Source organism: Streptomyces melanogenes, from assembly GCF_014649795.1.
GTDB lineage: Bacteria > Actinomycetota > Actinomycetes > Streptomycetales > Streptomycetaceae > Streptomyces > Streptomyces noboritoensis.
Genome location: NZ_BMTS01000001.1, coordinates 440,818 through 458,743 on the forward strand (window position 1 = coordinate 440,818; position 17,926 = coordinate 458,743).

Annotated in this window: 14 protein-coding genes and 1 pseudogene; 8 read left to right on the top strand and 7 right to left on the bottom strand. The window is 72.1% G+C overall.

Going from position 1 to position 17,926, the window contains the following annotated elements; translation table 11 throughout:
* Positions 1–11: 11 nt before the first annotated feature.
* Positions 12–1,016: a helix-turn-helix domain-containing protein gene (locus tag IE252_RS02005; protein WP_190087456.1), complete on the bottom strand. Its 1,005-nt coding sequence runs from the start codon at positions 1,014–1,016 to the stop codon at positions 12–14.
* A 52-nt stretch (positions 1,017–1,068) separates the two neighbouring features.
* Between IE252_RS02005 and IE252_RS02010 the strand changes: the two genes are divergently transcribed.
* The 3 genes and pseudogenes from IE252_RS02010 to IE252_RS02020 all read left to right on the top strand — a co-directional run bounded on the left by IE252_RS02010 (position 1,069) and on the right by IE252_RS02020 (position 4,564).
* Positions 1,069–1,458 carry a cupin domain-containing protein gene (locus tag IE252_RS02010; RefSeq protein ID WP_190087457.1) on the top strand — a complete coding sequence of 130 codons (390 nt, stop codon included), beginning with the start codon at positions 1,069–1,071 and terminating at the stop codon, positions 1,456–1,458.
* Positions 1,459–1,665: 207 nt separating this feature from the next.
* Positions 1,666–3,359 (top strand): annotated as a pseudogene (locus IE252_RS02015) (S8 family peptidase).
* Positions 3,360–3,799: 440 nt separating this feature from the next.
* Positions 3,800–4,564 carry an endonuclease/exonuclease/phosphatase family protein gene (locus tag IE252_RS02020; protein ID WP_229847841.1) on the top strand — a complete coding sequence of 255 codons (765 nt, stop codon included), beginning with the start codon at positions 3,800–3,802 and terminating at the stop codon, positions 4,562–4,564.
* Here IE252_RS02020 and IE252_RS02025 read toward each other — a convergent pair.
* Positions 4,561–5,454 carry an ATP-grasp domain-containing protein gene (locus IE252_RS02025; protein WP_190087458.1) on the bottom strand — a complete coding sequence of 298 codons (894 nt, stop codon included), beginning with the start codon at positions 5,452–5,454 and terminating at the stop codon, positions 4,561–4,563. The two genes, IE252_RS02020 and IE252_RS02025, sit on opposite strands and share 4 nt — an antisense overlap.
* Positions 5,455–5,546: 92 nt before the next feature.
* Here IE252_RS02025 and IE252_RS02030 point away from each other — a divergent pair, with 92 nt between their 5' ends.
* Entirely contained in the window at positions 5,547–7,568 is a 2,022-nt protein-coding gene (locus IE252_RS02030; protein WP_190087459.1) for a glycoside hydrolase, read from the top strand.
* 4 nt (positions 7,569–7,572) lie between these two features.
* Here IE252_RS02030 and IE252_RS02035 read toward each other — a convergent pair whose 3' ends face one another.
* Positions 7,573–8,016 (bottom strand): GNAT family N-acetyltransferase, encoded by a 444-nt coding sequence (locus IE252_RS02035; RefSeq protein ID WP_229847844.1) that lies wholly within the window; start codon positions 8,014–8,016, stop codon positions 7,573–7,575.
* A gap of 134 nt (positions 8,017–8,150) precedes the next feature.
* On the opposite strand from IE252_RS02035, the gene IE252_RS02040 reads away from it, so the two are divergent.
* On the top strand, positions 8,151–9,041 hold the full coding sequence (locus tag IE252_RS02040; protein WP_190087460.1) for a polysaccharide deacetylase family protein: 891 nt from the start codon (positions 8,151–8,153) through the stop codon (positions 9,039–9,041).
* On the opposite strand, the gene IE252_RS02045 is transcribed toward IE252_RS02040, so the two are convergent.
* Positions 8,995–11,421, bottom strand: a complete 2,427-nt coding sequence (locus IE252_RS02045) for a hypothetical protein (protein WP_190087461.1) — start codon at positions 11,419–11,421, stop codon at positions 8,995–8,997. The two genes, IE252_RS02040 and IE252_RS02045, sit on opposite strands and share 47 nt — an antisense overlap.
* A gap of 242 nt (positions 11,422–11,663) precedes the next feature.
* Here IE252_RS02045 and IE252_RS02050 point away from each other — a divergent pair, with 242 nt between their 5' ends.
* Entirely contained in the window at positions 11,664–12,581 is a 918-nt protein-coding gene (locus IE252_RS02050; protein WP_190087462.1) for a MurR/RpiR family transcriptional regulator, read from the top strand.
* Positions 12,582–12,919: 338 nt separating this feature from the next.
* On the top strand, positions 12,920–13,309 hold the full coding sequence (locus IE252_RS02055) for a hypothetical protein (protein ID WP_190087463.1): 390 nt from the start codon (positions 12,920–12,922) through the stop codon (positions 13,307–13,309).
* Between the two features lie 23 nt (positions 13,310–13,332).
* On the opposite strand, the gene IE252_RS02060 is transcribed toward IE252_RS02055, so the two are convergent.
* Complete coding sequence (locus IE252_RS02060) at positions 13,333–14,787, bottom strand: YfcC family protein (RefSeq protein ID WP_229847960.1); 1,455 nt, start codon at positions 14,785–14,787, stop codon at positions 13,333–13,335.
* 161 nt (positions 14,788–14,948) lie between these two features.
* Positions 14,949–16,322 carry a M20/M25/M40 family metallo-hydrolase gene (locus tag IE252_RS02065; RefSeq protein WP_190087464.1) on the bottom strand — a complete coding sequence of 458 codons (1,374 nt, stop codon included), beginning with the start codon at positions 16,320–16,322 and terminating at the stop codon, positions 14,949–14,951.
* A 175-nt stretch (positions 16,323–16,497) separates the two neighbouring features.
* Between IE252_RS02065 and IE252_RS02070 the strand changes: the two genes are divergently transcribed.
* Positions 16,498–16,764 (top strand): hypothetical protein, encoded by a 267-nt coding sequence (locus tag IE252_RS02070; RefSeq protein ID WP_190087465.1) that lies wholly within the window; start codon positions 16,498–16,500, stop codon positions 16,762–16,764.
* 19 nt (positions 16,765–16,783) lie between these two features.
* Here the strand turns inward: IE252_RS02070 and IE252_RS02075 are convergent, their stop codons facing one another.
* Positions 16,784–17,782: a LacI family DNA-binding transcriptional regulator gene (locus IE252_RS02075; RefSeq protein WP_229847845.1), complete on the bottom strand. Its 999-nt coding sequence runs from the start codon at positions 17,780–17,782 to the stop codon at positions 16,784–16,786.
* Positions 17,783–17,926: the final 144 nt, after the last annotated feature.

A 17,926-nucleotide genomic window follows, 5' to 3' on the forward strand; every position in this document is an offset into this window, starting at 1 on the left:
CGCCCTCCCGGTCACCGTGGCGCGAGCGTCGGTTCCGGGCCGAAGCGCCGCCGGTACGCCGAGGGGCTCAGCCCCGTCTCGCGGCGCAGCCGGGCGCGCAGATTGGCGGCGGTGCCCAGGCCGCTGAGCTGGGCGACCACGTCGAGCCGCTGTTCGCCGCGCTCGATGAGGCGGCGGGCGAGGGTGACCCGTTCGCCGGTGAGCCAGGCCAGCGGGGTGGTACCGAGCTGGCCGCGGAAGCGGCGGTGCAGGGTGGCGGGGCTGACGGATGCGCGGGTGGCGATGTCGGCCACGGTGAGGGGTTCGCCGAGCCGCTCCTGGGCCCAGGCCAGCACCGGCGCCAGCGACTCGTCCGGGGTGTCGGGGACGGGCCGCTCCACGAACTGCCGCTGCCCGCCGTCCCGGTGGGCGGCGAAGACCAGCCTCCGGCTCACCGAGTTGGCCACCTCGGCACCGTGGTCGCGGCGCACCAGGTGCAGCCCCAGATCGAGGGCGGCGGCGCTCCCGGCCGAGGTGAGGATGTCGCCGTCGTCCACGAACAGCACGTCCGACCGCAGGTCGACCGCGGGGAAGCGGGCCCGGAACGAGTCGGCCCACTGCCAGTGCGCGGTGGCCCGGCGCCCGTCGAGCACCCCCGCCTCGGCCAGGGTGAAGGCACCGCTGCACATCCCCACCAGACGCGCGCCGCGCGCGTGCGCCCGACGGACGGCGTCGAGGAGCGCGGGGCGCCGGGGCACGTCGGTGTCCGGCCGGTTGGGCACGATCAGGGTGTCCGCGGTGTCGGCCGCGTCCAGCCCGGCGACGCCCGTCAGCGTGAAGAACCCGTCCCGCATCAGGGTGTGCGGCTCGGGGGCGCACATCGTGAAGTCGTAGAGGTCACGGCCGAGTTCGGGCCTGCGCAGCCCGAACACCTCGGTGACACAGCCCAGCTCGAAGGGGTTGGAGTTCTCGTCGACGACCACGACGACCCGGTGGGTGCGGGACGCGCGGGGCCCGTGCGAGGAATCTTGCGGCATGTGCGATTTCTAGCACTCGCGGGGCCGGAGCACCACGGCCGAGGATGAGGTCATGAGCAACGACCCGATCGCCCTGAACCAGGCCCTGGCCTCCTTCGACGCCCTGTGGAGCCCCCGTATCGTCACCCGCGTCAACGACTACGACGTCCGCGTCGCCAAGGTCGAGGGCGAGCACGTGTGGCACGTCCACGACCACACCGACGAGTTCTTCCTGGTGCTCGACGGGGAGTTGGACATCGCCCTGCGGGAGAGCGGTGGCGAGCGGACGGTGACCCTGGCCACCGGCTCGGTGTTCACCGTGCCGCGCGGCACCGAGCACAAACCCTCCTCGCCGTCCGGTGCCTCGATCCTCGTGTTCGAGCCCACCGGGACCCTCACGGTGGGCGACCGCCACGAGGAAGTGCCCGCTCACGTCGACGCGACCACCGGGCACGCGCTCTGAGCGTGTACCGAGGCGTTTGCCGAGCTCACCCGGGGGTGTGTGTCGGCGACGATCATGTTTCCGGCATATTTCGGTCGCGCCGCCGGAACACCCGTACCGCGAAAGGTACTTCCCTCCCCGGGTGATCATCTGACATCTTGCGTCCACCACTCGTTTCGTACGACCCGGTAGGTGCCACCCGTACCCGCCGGGTCATCGGAGGACGCATTGATACCCCCCATATCCAGACGCCCCCGACGTTTCCTGGTCGGGGCCGCCGCCCTCGGAGCCGCGCTGACCTTCGCGGCTCCCGCCCTCGCGAGCACCCAGCCCGTCGCCCCGGCCAAGTCCGCCGCCCCGGCCCACACGGCCGCGAAGGCACCGGCCCGGAGCGCGGCCTGGGTCGCCGGCACCCGCGCCTACCTGGTCATCACCGCTCCTGGTGACACCTCGGCGGTGCGCTCGGCCGTCACCGCCAACGGCGGCACGGTCTTCTCGTACTTCGACGCGATCGGCGTCGTCGTCGCCCACTCCGCCTCCGGCACCTTCGCCGCGACGATGCGGGGTGTGAGCGGAGTCCAGCAGGTCGGCGCCACCCGCACCTCGGACGTCCCGGCCGACGCCTACAACCCGGCGCTGTGAAGGTGGGCATCCTCGACACCGGCGTGGACGACCAGCACCAGGACCTCGCGGCCAACTTCGACGCCGCCGACTCGGTCTCCTGCGCCTACGGCAAGCCGGACACCCGCGCAGGTGCCTGGCGGGACGTGGACAGCCACGGCACGCACGTCGCGGGCACGATCGCCGCCGCCAAGAACGGCAAGGGCGTCGTCGGCGTCGCACCGGGCGTCAAGATCGCCTCGGTCCGCCTGGCCGAACCGACCTCCACGCTCTTCTACGCCGAGAACACCGTCTGCGGTCTGGTGTGGGCCGGTGACCACGGCTTCAAGGTCACCAACAACAGCTACTACACCGACCCGTGGCAGTTCAACTGCCCGGACAACGCCGACCAGGCCGCCATCATCGAGGGCGTCCGCCGCGCCCAGGAGTACGCCGAGGGCAAGGGCTCCCTCCAGGTCGCCGCCGCGGGCAACTCCAACTACGACCTGGCGAACAAGACGACCGACACCGAGAGCCCCAACGACTCGACGCCGACCACCCGCCGCATCACCAACGCCTGCCTCGACATCCCGACCGAGCTGCCGGGTGTGGTCACGGTCTCGGCGATGGGCAGCGGCAACGTGAAGGCGTCCTACTCCAACTTCGGCAACGGCGTCATCGACGTCGCGGCCCCGGGCGGCGACGGCTCCAACGGCGTCTACTCCACCCTGCCCGGTGGCAAGTACGGCACCAAGAGCGGTACGTCGATGGCCTCGCCGCACGTCGTGGGTGTGGCCGCGCTGCTCGCGAGCGCCAACCCGGGCATCACCCCGGCGCAGCTGCGCGACAAGCTGGCCGTGCAGGCCAACGACGTCGCCTGCCCGTCGGACAGCCGGTGCACCGGCACCACCGCCAAGAACGCGTTCTTCGGCGAGGGCCAGGTGGACGCGCTCAAGGCGGTCGGCGCCACCGTCCCGCCGGGCACGTACTTCGAGAACACGGCCGATGTCGCCGTCGGCGACAACACCACCGTGGAGAGCCCGCTGACGGTCACCGGCGTCAGCGGCAACGCCCCCGCCGCGCTCAAGGTGGGCGTGAACATCGTGCACACCTACATCGGTGACCTGAAGGTCGACCTCGTCGCCCCCGACGGCACCGTGTACACCCTGCACAACCACACCGGCGGCAGCGCGGACGACATCCACCAGACGTACACCGTCGACGCCTCGGCGCGGGTCGCCAACGGCACCTGGAAGCTCCGCGTGAACGACAACGCGGCCGGTGACACCGGCCGCATCGACAGCTGGAACCTCACGTTCTGAAGCCTCTGAAACCTCTGAAGCCTCTGAACTGAGAAGGACCCGGGCGTCCGCTCCCCGACGGGAGCGGGCGCCCGGGCGCGTTCTTCCTGCCGCCTTCGTCCGCGAGTCGCGCGTATGCCCTCGAAGCGGGAGCGCACCCCACGGGGCGAATTTCCATCCAATCGGATGATTTTTGTCAACGTTGCTCGGTAAGTGGGGAGTTACACAGCAAGGCCCCCAAGCCCGCCCCCCTGTCCCCGTCCATGCTCACGTCGCCCGACGGCCCGAAGCAGCACCCGAGCCGTCAGGGCGCGTCGGCATGTGCCGAGTTGTGCGCGACCCCCTCCGACGACATCCGTAAACCCTCGTAAACCTCCGTAAACCTTCCAAGAAGACAGAGGTGTTCAGTGATCCGTGTGTGTGCCAGGTCCGCACTGGCTCTCGTCCTCATGCTCATCTCGATGGCTGCCGCACCGACGTCCTCGGCGGCGGCCGCACGGCAGACCCTGACCGTGCTGACCTACAACATCCACCACGGCGCGGGCGCCGACGACGACCTCGCCCTGGACCGGGTGGCCCGCGTAGTGAAGGACAGCGGCGCCGACGTCATCGGCCTCCAGGAGGTCGACCGGCACTACGACGCGCGCAGCGACTTCGTCGACCAGGCGGCCTGGCTCGCCAAGCGCCTCGGCATGCACGTGGTCTACGGGGCCAACCTCAGCCTCGACCCGCCCCGGTCCGGGGCACCCCGGCGGCAGTACGGGACCGCGATCCTGTCGCGCTTCCCGGTCACCGAGGCCCACAACACCCGGCTGCCCCGCCCGCGCGACGGTGAGCAACGCGGCCTGCTGGAGGCGGACATCAACGTGGAGGGCACGGCGGTGCGCGTCCTGACCACCCACCTGGAGCACACCTCGCAGACCGAGCGGCTCGCCCAGGCCGAGGCGATCAACGGCGTCATCGAGGACTCCAGCCGTCCCACCGTGCTGGTGGGCGACCTCAACGCCACTCCGGGCGCCCGCGAGGTCGGCGTACTGACCAGGCATCTCGGCGACGCGTGGCGCGCGGCCGGGGAGGGCGCCGGATACACCTTCGACGCCCGCAGCCCGCACAAGCGCATCGACTACGTCCTCACCTCGTCGGGCATCGCCGCCCGGCAGGCGGAGGTCATCGACAGCGACGCCTCCGACCACCTGCCGGTCAGCGTCGACATCACCCTTCCCTAGCGCTGAGCCGACACGGCCGCCACGGCGGAGACGAACCGTTCCAGTGCGCGCGGATCGTTCTGAAGGAACAGGTTCGGCTCGATGAGCTCCAGCTCCATCACCACCGGTGCCCTGCTGTCGTCCAGCGCGAGGTCCACCCGCGCGAACAGCAGGGCGCTCGGTGCCGGAACCGCCGCGAGCGCGTCCAGCGCGGTACGGATCTCCGCGCCTGTCGGCTCGTGGGGGACCAGGCCGGGGTGCGCGTCCCGGAAGTTGTCGATCACATTGGGCTCGGTCAACACGGGCTGTTTGCGGATGGCATGACTGAACGTCAGCCCGTCCCCGGTGGCGAGGAAGACCAGCGCACGTTCGCCCTCCTCCACCAGCGGGAGATAGGGCTGGACCATCGCGCTGCGGCCCTGGTCGAGCAGCATCCGGGCGTGGCGTGCGGCATCCGCGTGGCGGCCGGGCTCGTACCGCGCGGTGTCCCGGGCGCCGGCGGACACCGCGGGTTTGACCACCACGCCGGTGGGCAGGTCGAAGTCCGCCTCCTCGCACCGCCCGCCCGGGTCGATGACGCGCGTCGGCACGACGGCGACGCCGCGCCCGGCGAGCTCCGGCAGATAGCGTTTGTCGCTGTTCCAGCGCACCACCGGCAGCGGATTCCACAGCCGGGTGGCGCGCCCCGCCTTGTCGGCCCACGCGAGGAACTCGTCGAGGCGCCCCGAGTAGTCCCAGGTCGAACGGATCACCGCCAGATCGAATCCGCCCCACTCCACGCCGTCCGCGTCCCAGGCCACCGCCTCGGCGGCCAGGCCGTCGGCGCGCAGCGCGTCGACGATCAGCCGCAGGTCCACGTCGTACGCGATACCGGCGGCGCTCGTCACGACCGCGACCCTGGCAGCACCCATGGACATCCCCGTTGCCTCGCACGTCGGACCGGAGCTCCACCTCGGACCGGAGCTCTTAGAACACTCTTATAGTGCACGACTATTCACGACGCATGAGATCAATCTTCTCGACGCACAGGGGAACCCACGGCGGAACCCCCAGCCGGTCCCGGAGCCGCGCCGCCGCCCACGGGCTCGCCGTCAGTCTCGCCCTCGCCGCGCTCGCCGGATGCACCACGGCGGCCGGCGCCGAGATCTCCGCCGCCCGGGACGGGGACGGCGAGGTCACCGTTCCCGTCCGGGGCGGCACCGCCGTCATCGACACCGCCTCGCTCGCCGTACGGGCGCGCCCGGCGTCCGGGAGAGAGCTGGAGCTGTCCGCCCCGGCCGCGACCGACCTCGGTCGGCCGGGCCCGGTCAACAAGATCCCCGGGGGAGCCCGCTGGACGTACCCCGCCAAGGAGTTGACCGTCGCGGCCGTCGCCGAGCGCGGGCGGCTGCGGGTGAGCATGGCCGCAGGGCGGGACGGTGAGGTGCGCTGGCCGGTCACCGGCACCGACGCGTCCGCCACCGACCTCCAGCTGCCGCGCGGCGAGGGCCTGGACATCCCCGTCCGCGACGCGTTCTGGAGCGCTCCCGAGCGCGGACTCACCGGCGAGCCGATGGACCTGGGCTCCGGCGCCCTCACCATGCCGATGTGGGGCTATACGTACGGCAAGCGCGGTGTCAGCTATCTCGTGCCCACCGACATCGGCACCTCGCTGGGCTTCGCCTCCGACCAGGGCGGTCTGCGCGGCACGGCCACCCACACCTTCGACAGCGGCGACGACACCCGCGCGTACACCGTCACCTTCGCCCTCACCGACGGCGACCCGGTCGCCCCCGCCGTCGACTACCGCGACTGGCTCTCCGAGCACGGCCGCCTCGGCAGCCTCCGCGACAAGATCAGGGCCAACCCGGCCGACGGCAAGCTGCTCGGCGCCTTCCACGCCTATCTGTGGGGCGACGCGCGGACACCCCAGGGCATGGCGGAGCTGCGCAAGCTGGGCGTGAGCCGGATGTGGCTCGGCTACGACGCCGGAACCGACCCGATGAGCGCCCAGGCCGTCAGCGCCGCCAAGAAGAACGGCTACCTCGTCGGCCCGTACGACTCGTTCGCCAACGGGCAGGACGCCGCCACCGCCGACTCGCCGAGCTCGGCCTGGCCCGACCGCGTCTACCCCGACTACTGCGTGATCGACGCGAAGGGCAAGCCGGAGACCGGCTTCGGCAACCGGGGCTGCTACCTCAGCTCGCAGGCGTTCGAGCAGGCCGAGCCCACCAAGCACTACCTCGCCGACCGCACCCGCCAGATGGTGGCCAACGGCGCCGACAGTTACTTCCTCGACGTCGACGCGGCCGGAGACCTCTTCCGGGACCACAGCCCCCGGCACAGGATGACCAAGGCCCAGGACCGGGCCCACCGCCTGGCCCGGATGAAGCGCCTCCAGGACGGCGGGCTCGTCCTCGGCTCCGAGTCCGCCGGAGGGTGGGCCAACCAGGTCGTCGCCTTCGACCACGGGTCGGCCACCCCCGTCGGCAACGACCTGTGGGCGCTCCAGCGCAACAAGGAGGTGTGGGGCGGCTACGCCCCCGAGAAGGCGCCGAAGACCTTCTTCAAGCCGGTCGACCTGCCCGCCGACCTCGCCCGGGAGATGTACGACCCCAAGTACCGCGTTCCGCTGTACGAGACCGCCCTGCACGGCTCACTCGTCAACGTCGAGCGCTGGGAGCTGTCCTTCGGCAAGCTGCCGCAGCAGAAGCAGACCCGCGCGCTCCTCGCGATGCTCTACAACGTCCCGCTCAACTACGTCCTGGACGGGCCGACCCTGATGCAGGACGGGCCCGAACTGGCCGCGCTGCAGAAGTACTTCGCTCCGCTCCACGAGAAGGCGGGCACCGAGCGGCTGACGTCCTTCCGCCGGTTGACCGCCGACCGCGCCGTGCAGCGGACCGTCTTCGGTGACGGCGTGCTGACCGTCACCGCCAACTTCGGCACCACCACGTCGCACGGTGTGCCCGCCGGATGCGTCAGCGCGAAGCTCAAGGGCGAGGGGCAGCCGAGGCTGCTGTGCCCCGGGAAGGTGGTTCGCTGAGCCCTCAGCGGGCCAGTCGCAGCTCGATCCACGGTGTGTCGTCACCCGGCAGCACATACCGCTCGAACTCGACGAACCCGTGGTTCAGCGCGAACCGCAACCCCTCCACGTTGGAGGCGAGAACGACCGTCTCGATCACGTCGGCGCCCAGCGCCCTGGCGTGGTCGAGGCCCCGGGCGTAGAGCTGCTCGCCGAACCCCTGCCCGCGGTGTTCGGCGAGCACCCGCGCGATGACGGTGGCCGTGGCCGAGCCGTCCTTCGGCGGACGCACCGTCGTGCACCCCACCAGGACGTCCCCGAGGTAGGCGACCTCCAGCCGGTTGCGGTGCACGCGCTCGCGCACCTCGTCGAGCGACAGGGGAGCGGTGGGGATGATCACGTTGTGCACATGCCGCCAGTCCCGCAGCATGGCGTCACTGTCCGGCACCTGGATACGAAGGTTGCTCACCGGAGCAGGAAACCCGCAGGTGGGGCGGGCCGTCAAGGGTTCACCGGGGGTCCGTCTTGACCTTCTCACCGGTGTGAGGGTTGGAGCATGGCAGCACGTTGCCGCACCAAGTAGCAGACACGAGGTGAGAGTTGATGGACAACCAGCTCTATGACTACAGCCCGATCGTCGACCGCGAGCCGATCAGCTGGCCCGGCGGGGCCAGGGTCGCCTTCTACGTAGGACTCAACGTCGAGCACTACGAGGTCGACCGCCCCTCGACGAGCACCTTCGAGGGCACCGCGGGCCTCAAGCCCGACCCGCTGAACTACGGCTGGCGCGACTACGGGCCCCGGGTCGGCATCTGGCGCGTCATCGAGAGCCTCGACCGGCACCGGATCCGGGCGAGCGTGCTGCTCAACTCCGACGTGGGCGCGCGCTACCCGCAGATCGTCGAAGCGGGCCTGGCCCGCGACTGGACCTGGCTCGCCCACGGCAGGAACAACTCCATCTTCCAGGCCGACATGACCGTCGAGGAGGAGCGCGCCTATCTGACCGAGGTGGTCGACACCATCGAGAAGGACACCGGGCGGCGGCCGCGCGGCTGGATGGGACCGGCGCTCACCGAGACCTTCCGCACGCCCGAGCTGCTCGCCGAGCTCGGACTCGACTACGTACTGGACTGGACGAACGACGACCAGCCGTACCGCCTGAACGTGCCCGGAATGCTGAGCGTGCCCTACTCCGTCGAGCTCAACGACATCGGTCTGTTCGTCAGCAAGGGCCTGACCGGGCCCGACTTCGTCCAGATCGTCAAGGACCAGCTGGACCAGCTCCACGAGGACGCGGCGGACAGCGGCCGGGTGATGGCGCTGGCCCTGCACCCCTTCGTCATCGGCCAGCCGTTCCGCCTCAAGTACCTGGACCAGGCCCTGGAGTACGTGGTCAACCACCCCGGGGTGTGGGTGACGACCAGCGACGAGATCGCCGACCGCTTCGTCAGCGGAAGTAGCCCGGAGCGGGCAGGTTCGGACGGAACGGCATGATCACCCGCTCCAGGTTCCGCTGGATCTGCTCGGCCTCCCGGCGCACGTCGCCAGGGACGTCACCCCGTTCCCGTATGAGCTGGGCGTAGATTGGTACGTCACTGTCGCTGTTCACCGCGCGCTGTCCCTCCTGGCCGCCGGCGCGTCCCGCCGACGGCACGATTTTAGGCGGTGCGCGAGGGCGGTCGAGCACGCCGGTCAGTCGGTGGCCGCGATCGCGCTCGCCGTGGTGCCCAGCGCGACCCACTCGGAGCCGCGGCCGGTCCACCGGGAGACGGCGGTCCCGTCGACGGCGATCCGGTACACCGAGTTGCCGGTGACGGCGAGGGCGGCGCCCGCCGCGCCGATCGGGGTCCACGAGCCCGGAACGCCGCCGTACTTGAGGATCCGCCCGCTCGCCGCGTCGGTGGCGAACAGCCCCGCGCCGCTCGCGTGCAGCTGGTGGGCCGGGCCGCCGATCCGCCGCCAGCCGCTGCCCCTGCCGTTGGCCTGCCAGATCTCCTTGCCGTCGGGGGGAGAGGCGGGCCACGTAGTCGGGGCCCACGGCGAAGTCGGCGCCGGGGCCGCCCGCGTCGACCCACTTGTCGCCGTAACCGGAGTAGCGGAACAGGGCGCCGGTGTCCGGGCTCGTGGCGAAGAGGCCCGCGCCGCCCGCGTACAGCCGGGCGGCGGGCCCGCCGATCTGCGCCCACTCGCCTCCCAGGCCGGTCCAGCGCATGACGGCGTCACGGTGTTCGGTGATCGCGTAGAGGCCGTCCCCGGCGGTGATGAACTGCTCGCCGGGGAGCCCGATCTGGGCCCAGGACCGGGACGGCTCGTCGTACCTGGAGATGCGCCCGTCGTCGGGGTTGGTCGTGAAGAGCCCCGCCGCGCCCGCGTAGATCTGGTCGGCCGCCGGGCCGATCACCTTCCAGGAGCGGTCCTCGGCGGTCCACCGCAGGACGTTCCGACGGTCCCGCGAGACGACGTACGCGGTGCCGTGCGCCCGCCCGGACGGCGGATTCGGAGGCGGTACGAGTACGGGGAGCGGGGGAGCAGGGGCCCGGCCGGAGGGTGAAGGCGCCGGCGGGCTGCCGAGGGCGCGATTCGAGCCCCGCGACGGCGACGGCGAGGGCGAGGAGGCCGAAGGGGAAGCCGACGGGCTCGCCGTGCCGGGCCCGGTGGCGGACGGCAGGGGTACGGATCCGGGGACCTGCCAGACCGTCGTCCCGGACGCGGACGCGGTGTGGTGGCGGCCGAGGAGGACCCCGGTCAGGGTGGCCGCGGCGAGCAGGGCCAGGGCGGTGACCGTCCCCAGCAGGGCGAGCGTGCGTCTGGTGCGCGGCTCCCGGGCGGCCGGGAGGGCGGCGCGGGGCGCCGGGTTCCTGGAGGCGGGCACGACGGACCTGTCCAGCCGCTCCAGGACCACTCCCTCGACGACGTACGGGCGGAACGAGTCGGGAGCGACCGGCTCCGGCAAGGCGCCGGACGGAAGCCGCCATACCCGCTTCCGCAACCACCGGGCGTCGGCCCGCTGTTGCCTCAGGGTGTTCCCGATGCGGACCAACTCGACGGAGAGCGCGGCGTCGGCGAGGGGCGGAACCCGGTGGTGGGCGTCCGGTGCGGCGGGCACTGGCCGCTCGGCGTCCGGCGAGGTGTTTCCGGGCGCGGGTCCGGCATCGGGCAGGGGACGGTCGTCCAGGACCATGCCCGCCTCCACCAACTCCCCGTCCTCCGGCCGGAATTCGACTCCCCGCCCGGTCCCCGCCTCCCGCTGGGCCTCGGCGTCCGCGACGGCCCGTCGCGCCGCCGCCTGGACGGACCGGGCGGCCACCAACTGGTCGACGGCCTGGTCCAGTCGCAGCCGCACCTGCTCGGCCGCCGCGGATTCCGCTTCCCCGGGCGGCGCCTCCGCGGACCGGCCTTCCGCATGTGCCGAGGAGGCGTCGGATTTCACGGCGCCCGCGCTCGCATCCCCCGCCCCGTCGGCGTCCACGCGCTCCCGGAGCAGCGACACCATCGCCAGCAGGCTCTCCACCAGACGGCCCGACTCGGCGAGGTCCGCGCGCGCCTGACGCAGTGCCTCCGTCACGCTCGGCGCCGGTCTGCCCGCTGCCTCGGCGGTGAGCGCCAGGTCGTGCAGCCGCCGGGCCTCGGCGAGCAGCCCCTCGCGCCGACGCGGATCGCGGACCTGGTCCTTGAGTACGGCGTTGAGGCGCCCGAGCACGATGATCCGTGCTCCGGAGCGGTATTCGCCCCACGCCGTCTTGCCGCCGCCGTACCGGTCCGCGAGCTCCCGCACCGTCATTCCGTGTGTCACCTCGCGGAGGAAGTCCGCGAGTTCGTTGGCGGCTTCCGTTCTGCCCTTGGGTGCTCCCTGCGGGCGTCCTGCTCTGGCCATGTGTTCCCCCTGATCCACCGACCGGCCATGTGGTCCGTGCAATGACTGCCGCGCGTGCGGCCCCCGGCCGCGTCCCCCGCGCGAGCGCGGCACAGGGAACACCTTCCGGCCTGTCACGTCCAGCACAGGGAGCCACCGGTGTCTCAAACAGATGCCCGCCGCCACCAGCTGGAACGGGCGCCGGGCCGCCACGGCGGTGAGCTATGTTTTGAACACACATGGCATGAGAAGGAGGCCCGCCGGTGTCATCGGGGCAGAAGGCGCGCGCCCAGGCGGCCGCGATCACGCCGAGCGGGCAGGCGTCGGACCACGAGCGCCCCGCGGCGGACCGCGTGCGCGCCCTCTTCGACGGCCACCGCCTCTCCCCGGGGCAGCGGCGCATCGCGCAGTATCTGATCGACCACCTCACCGAGGCCGTGTTCCTGTCGATCACCGAGCTCGCCGAGCGGGCCGGGGTGAGCCAGCCGTCCGTGACCCGCTTCGCCGTGTCCCTCGGCTACAGCGGCTATCCCGCCCTGCGCGACGTGCTCCAGCCGATCGCCCTGAGCGCGGTCGCGGGCTCGCCCGAGACCCGCGAGGAGATCCGGCACAACGAGCTGCAGGCGGCGGTGGACGCCGAGATCGAGAACCTGGAGAACGTGCGCCGGCTGGTGGCCGACACCAACCAGGTCCTGGAGCTCGGCCGCGAGCTGGCCCACTCGGTGCCGCTGACCATCCTCGGACTGCGGATCTCGGTGTCCCTCGCGGAGTACTTCGCGTACGCGGCCCGGCGCATCCACCCCGATGTGCGGCTGGTGACGCGCGGCGGCAGCGTCGCCTACGACGCGCTGCTCCAGTCCCGCTCGGCGGGCGGCACCTGGGTGCTGGCCTTCGCCATGCCCCGGCACGCCAAGGAGACCCTGGCCGCGCTGCGGGCGGCCCGCAGCGCGGGGCTGCGCGTCGCGCTGATCACGGACACCACCCTGGGTCCGCTGGTCGACGAGGCCGACGTGGCCTTCACCGCGGGCACCGGCTCCCGGCTGGTCTTCGACTCGTACGCGGCACCGAGCATGCTCGCCGCGGCCCTGCTCCAGGCGATGGCGGACGCGGATCCGGAGCGGACGCAGGCGCGTCTCGAACAGTACGAGCAGGCCGCCGACCAGCACGGTTTCTTCCTCTAGGACCCGATTAGGGCCCGATTCTCCCGCCCGGCTCCCCGGGATCTTCACACGTTTCGGGTGCATGAATTTTTTCATACCCTTGTTTACTCAACGGTATATATGTTTACTGAGGCGGTGGCGATCCCCTGATCCCCCAGATGCCAAGGAAAGCGACCCCACGCCTTCCCAGAGCGAACAGCCGACGTGACGCCCCCCTCCTCGCGTCAGGCCGGATGTTCGATTCGAGGCTTTCGGATCCGGGCGGACGCCCACGGGCGGCCCTGGCTAACCCCTAGGCCGGGGCCGCCCCCCTCCTCCCACCTCTCGATCAGAGTTCGACAACTTCGGAAGCGACGAGAATGCCCCACACGGCCCCCACCATCGCGCTCAGCCCGGACTGGCCCTGTCAGGTCAAGGAACCCGGGACGCGTGACTGGGAACGCACGGCCACCCGCTGGCTGCGCGACCTGCTGCCGGCCCGCTACGCCGGCTACTCACCGCTGACCCGCCACCACGTCATCCTCGCCCGGCACGCGCAGCTCCAGCTCCAGCACGAGATGCGCGCGGTCCGGGTGGCCCTCCAGACCAGCCGGGCCGAACTGCCCACGCTGGGCGTGGCGGAGGCGGTCATCGAGAACACCATCCGGATGTACGCGATGGAGCTGGACCAGCTCGGCCGCCTCGCCCGGGGCGTGCGCCTGGTGACGGACGCGCTGGCGGGCGACTACCCGGGCCACCGGCGCCCCTAGGTCCCGGCCGCAGGGCCGAGCCCTCACGTCAGAGCCGCCCCCAGCGCCACGAATCCGCAGATCAGCACGAACAGGATGACCAGCAGGGGCCAGACGAAGCGCAGGTACCTGTCGTAGCCGACCTTGGCCAGGGCGACGCCACCGATCGTCACGGCCGTCGTCGGCACCCACAGGTTCATCCAGCCGCTCGCCGCCTGCCAGGCGGTGACGACCACCGCGCGCGAGACGCCCGCGAAGTCGGCCAGCGGGGCGAGGATCGGCATGGCGAGGGTGGCGTGCCCCGAGGTGGACGGGATCAGAAAGGCCAGCGGCAGGTTCACCACGAACACGATGATCGCGAAGAGCCCCGACGAGGTGCCCTTCACGACGCCCTCGATGGAGTGCAGGACCGTGTCCGTGATCCGCGAGTTGTTCATGATCACGGTGACACCGCGGGCCAGCATGATGACGAGCGCGGGGGAGATGAAGTCCCCCGCGCCCTGGATGATCGTCGAGCTGGTCTTCTGCTCCCCGAGGCGGGCCACCAGGCCGACGAGCACCGCCGCGCACAGGAAGAGCGCCGCCAACTGCGGGAACGACCAGCCCAGTTCGAAGGAGTACGGGGTGGCGTCGGCCTTGCCCGTCAGCGCGCTCGACCACGGCACCACCGAGAAGATCATGAAGGCGAAGACCAGTCCGAGCACGACGAGTACGGCCTTGTGCGTGCCGGTGAGCTGAGGAGCCTCGCCCGCGTCCGTCGCCGTCCGCTCCCGGTCGCCGGGCAGGAAGCCGCTGAGGGACCGCGCGGGAACCTTCTGCACGCGCCGCGCGTAGCGTACGACGTACGCGATGGTCACCGCGGTCAGCACCAGCCACATCACGAAGCGCAGCGCGATGCCGTCGCCCAGCGAGATGTCGGCGGCCGAGGAGGCGACACCCGTGGCGAAGGGGTTGACCGTCGAGCACAGCACGCCCACCCCCGCGCCGAGGATGGCCGTGCCGACCGCCACCATCCGGTCGTAGCCGAGCGCCAGCATCATCGGCACGAGCAGTCCGTAGAAGCCGAGCGTCTCCTCGGCGAAGCCCTCCACGGTGCCCAGGACCGAGAAGACGACCATCACTCCCGCGATCAGCAGGGTCCCGCGCTCGCGCAGCCGGTGGGCGAGGCGCTCGATGCCCCGGTCGAGGGCGCCGGTGGCGAAGACGACGGTGATGAACGCGCCGATCGCCAGGACGAAGAGGAACACCCCCGCGCTGCCGTAGAGATCACCGGTCAGGCTGGGGCCGACCTCGCCGGAGGTGGTGTCCCGGATGCCGTACAGACCGTTGACCGGCGCCAGGAAGAGGTCGTTGAGGCGGTCGACGAAGCTCTGGCCGGAGGAGACCCGGTGGTAGGTGCCCTGGACCGGCGCGCCCTTGTCGTTGCGGTCGTACTGGCCGGACGGAATGAGGAACGCGAGCAGCCACACGGCGACGGTGACGATCGCCAGGACGGTCAGCGCACTCGGAAACGCGAGCTTCCGCTTCTTCGGCGGACCGGGCGGCTCGGGCGAGGCGGTGTCCCCGGGCCCCGGCGGCCCGCCCGAGTCGACCTCGCCGTGCCGCAGCGGCCCACCGGATCCGCCCGGCTCCACCGGCCCCGCCGCCCCGCCCGCGCCGCTCACGCCCCGGCCCCCGCACGGCCGCGCGCGTCGCCACCGGCGAAGTCCTCGGCGTATTCGCGGACGAAGGCCGACATGGCGATCACGGTGTTGCGCAGTTCGGAGAAGAGGACCCGTTCGTTGGGGGCGTGCAGGTTGCACATGCTGTCCTGGGCCCCGAACAGCAGCACCTCCGCTCCCGGCGCGGCCTTGGCCAGGCCGTTGACCAGCGGGATCGAGCCGCCGGTGGCGACGTACGAGGCCTCCTCGCCCCAGGCCTCCTTGAGCGCGGTGAGCGCGGCGCGGTAGGCGGGCCCGCCGGTGGCCGCCTCGTATCCGGGGCCGGTGTCGCCGGGGGTGACGGTCAGCGGGATGCCGAAGGGCCGCAGCGCGCGCAGGTGGTCGACGAGCTTCCGCTGCGCCTCGCGCGGGTCCTGGAGCGGGTGGAAGCGGAGGTTCAGCTTGGCCCGGGCATAGGGGACCACCGCCGAGGCCGCGTGCTCGACGGCGGGCGCGTCCAGCCCGATCACCGTGATCGCGGGCCCGCTCCACAGCCGCTCGCCGAGCGAGCCGGAGCCGATCAGAGGGAGCCCTTCCCGTACGCCCGCCAGCGAGCGGAACTCCTCCTCGGTGTACGTCGTTCCGGTCCAGGGATCGCGGCGCAGGCCCTCGACGGCCACGTCGCCGTGCACGTCGTGCAGGGTGGCCAGGGCTTTGAGCAGGGCGAGCAGCGCGTCGGGCGCCGCGCCGCCGAACTCCCCGCTGTGGCGCGGCTCGTCCAGCGTGCGGACCTCGACCGTCACCTCGGCGGCCCCGCGCAGCCCGGTGGTCAGGGTCGGGGTGCCGGGGCGGAGGTTGCCGAGGTCGGCGATGACCATCGCGTCGCAGGCGAACCGCTCGGGATCGGTGGGCGGATAGGTGTCGAAGGCGCTCCCGTACTCCTCCTGCCCCTCGATCACGATCTTGACGCCGACGGGCGGCCGTCCCCCGTACACCCGCAGCATGCCGAGGTGGGCGATGACGTTGGACTTGTCGTCCGCGATGCCCCGGGCGCGCAGACCGCCTTCGACGGGGGTCGGCTCGAACGGCGGTGAGAGCCACAGAGCCTGGTCGCCGGGCGGCTGGACGTCGTAATGGCCGTACAGCAGGACGGTGGGCGCGTCCGGGGTGGGGGCCGGGATCCGCCCGTAGACCACCGGGGCGGTGCCGGGCAGGTCGAGCCGTTCGACGTGGGGCACTCCGGCATCGCTCAGCAGCTCCGCCACCAGGTCGTGCGCCTGCTGGACCGGTTCGGGCGGAAAGCCCGGGAAGGCGATCGAGGGGATCGCCGCCAGCCGTTCCAGATCGGCGCGGAGCCCGTCCATGAGGCCGTCGACTCGGGTTTCCAGCTCCATCGCACGCCGCCCTGACTGCCGCTGAGCCGCCGTGCCCGGCGCCCGGGCCGGCGGATTCGAATGTCATCGGGACACCACGATTGGCGATCGGGCGCACGGCCGCACTCCGGGTGGCGCACCCGGGTCATCCCGGCCGCATCCGGCGTTGTCAGTGGTGGGTGGCACGCTGGCGGGTATGGACGAGCTGATACGGCGCCGGGTGTACGGAGCCGACCACGACGATCCGGACCCCGGCCCGCGACCGGGGCACGTCTACCGCGAGCTGGTGGCGGGCCCGCTGGACGGGCTGCTGCTCGACGTCACCGGCTGGACCGACGGCCAGTTGCGCGAGGGCGCCGCGCTCGCCACGGAGATCGGCTCCCACGGCCCGGGCGGCCGCGCCTGGTACGGGCCGCGCGCGGGCGATCCGCACCACTGGGACTGGGCTGGCGACACGCCCTGACCGCACGGGCCCCGTGGCGTCAGGAGTCGTGCTGTCCCGGTCCACGCACGATCAGCCGGGTCAGCAGCACCACGGACCGGGGCGCCGAGCGGTCGCCGTCGATCCGGGAGAACAGCAGATGGGCGGCGGTGGCGCCGAGCGCGACCGGATCCTGGCTGACCACGCTGAGCGGCGGGCTGAGGCGGTCGGCGAGCGGGAAGTCGTCGAAGCCGACGACGTCGACGCGGTCGGCGGGGCCGAGCGCGCCCATCACCCCCATGGTGATCACGTCGTTGGTGGTGAACAGGGCGGTGGGCGGCCCGGGCAGCGCCCGCAGCGCGGCCAGCGCCGCCGCCGCGTCCGACCGGCTGCGCAGATCGTGCCGTACGAGCGCGGGGTCCTCGGGTATGCCGTGCGCGGCAAGGGCGTCCCGGTAGCCCGCGTGGCGCTCGCGCTGGGTCCAGATGCCGAACCGGTCGCCGAGGTAGGCGATCCGGGTGTGCCCCTGGGCGAGCAGATGGCGCACCGCCCGCTCGGCGCCCGCCCGGTTGTCGACCGTGACGGTGTCGACGGCCAGGCCCTTGGCCGGCCGGTCCACGCAGACGACACGCGTGCCGCCCTCCATCGGCTGCTTGAGGAAGCCGTGGCCGCCGATGGTGGGGACCAGGAGCAGGCCGTCGACCTGGCGGGCCGTGAAGGCCGCTATGACCTCGCGCTCGCGGCGCGGCTCGTCGTTGGTGCTGCCGACGAGGACGAGACAGCCGCGCCGGTGCGCCTCGTCCTCGACCGAGCGGGCCATCAGCGCGTAGAACGGGTTGGCCAGATCGTCCACGACCAGCCCGATCGTGGACGTCCCGGGGTTCTTGCGCCGTAGGTTGCGGGCGTTGTCGTTGCGCTGGTAGCCCAACTGCCGTACGGCCTGCTCGACTCGGGCGGCCGTCCCGGGGGAGACGCCGGGCTCGCCCGACACCGCGCGCGACACGGTCATGGGGCTGACCCCGGCGGCGCGGGCCACGTCCTTCATCGTCGGGCGCTTCACGGGCCTCCTCAGCGGCGGATCCCCCTGCGGGGACGGACGGGCACGGCGATGCGTCGATGATTGCAGACGGAGCCGCATGTCAGGCCGGATGAGGGGACCTTGGTGCCGCTGGTGCGGCCTGGGCCTCGGCGCGGGTCCGGCTTG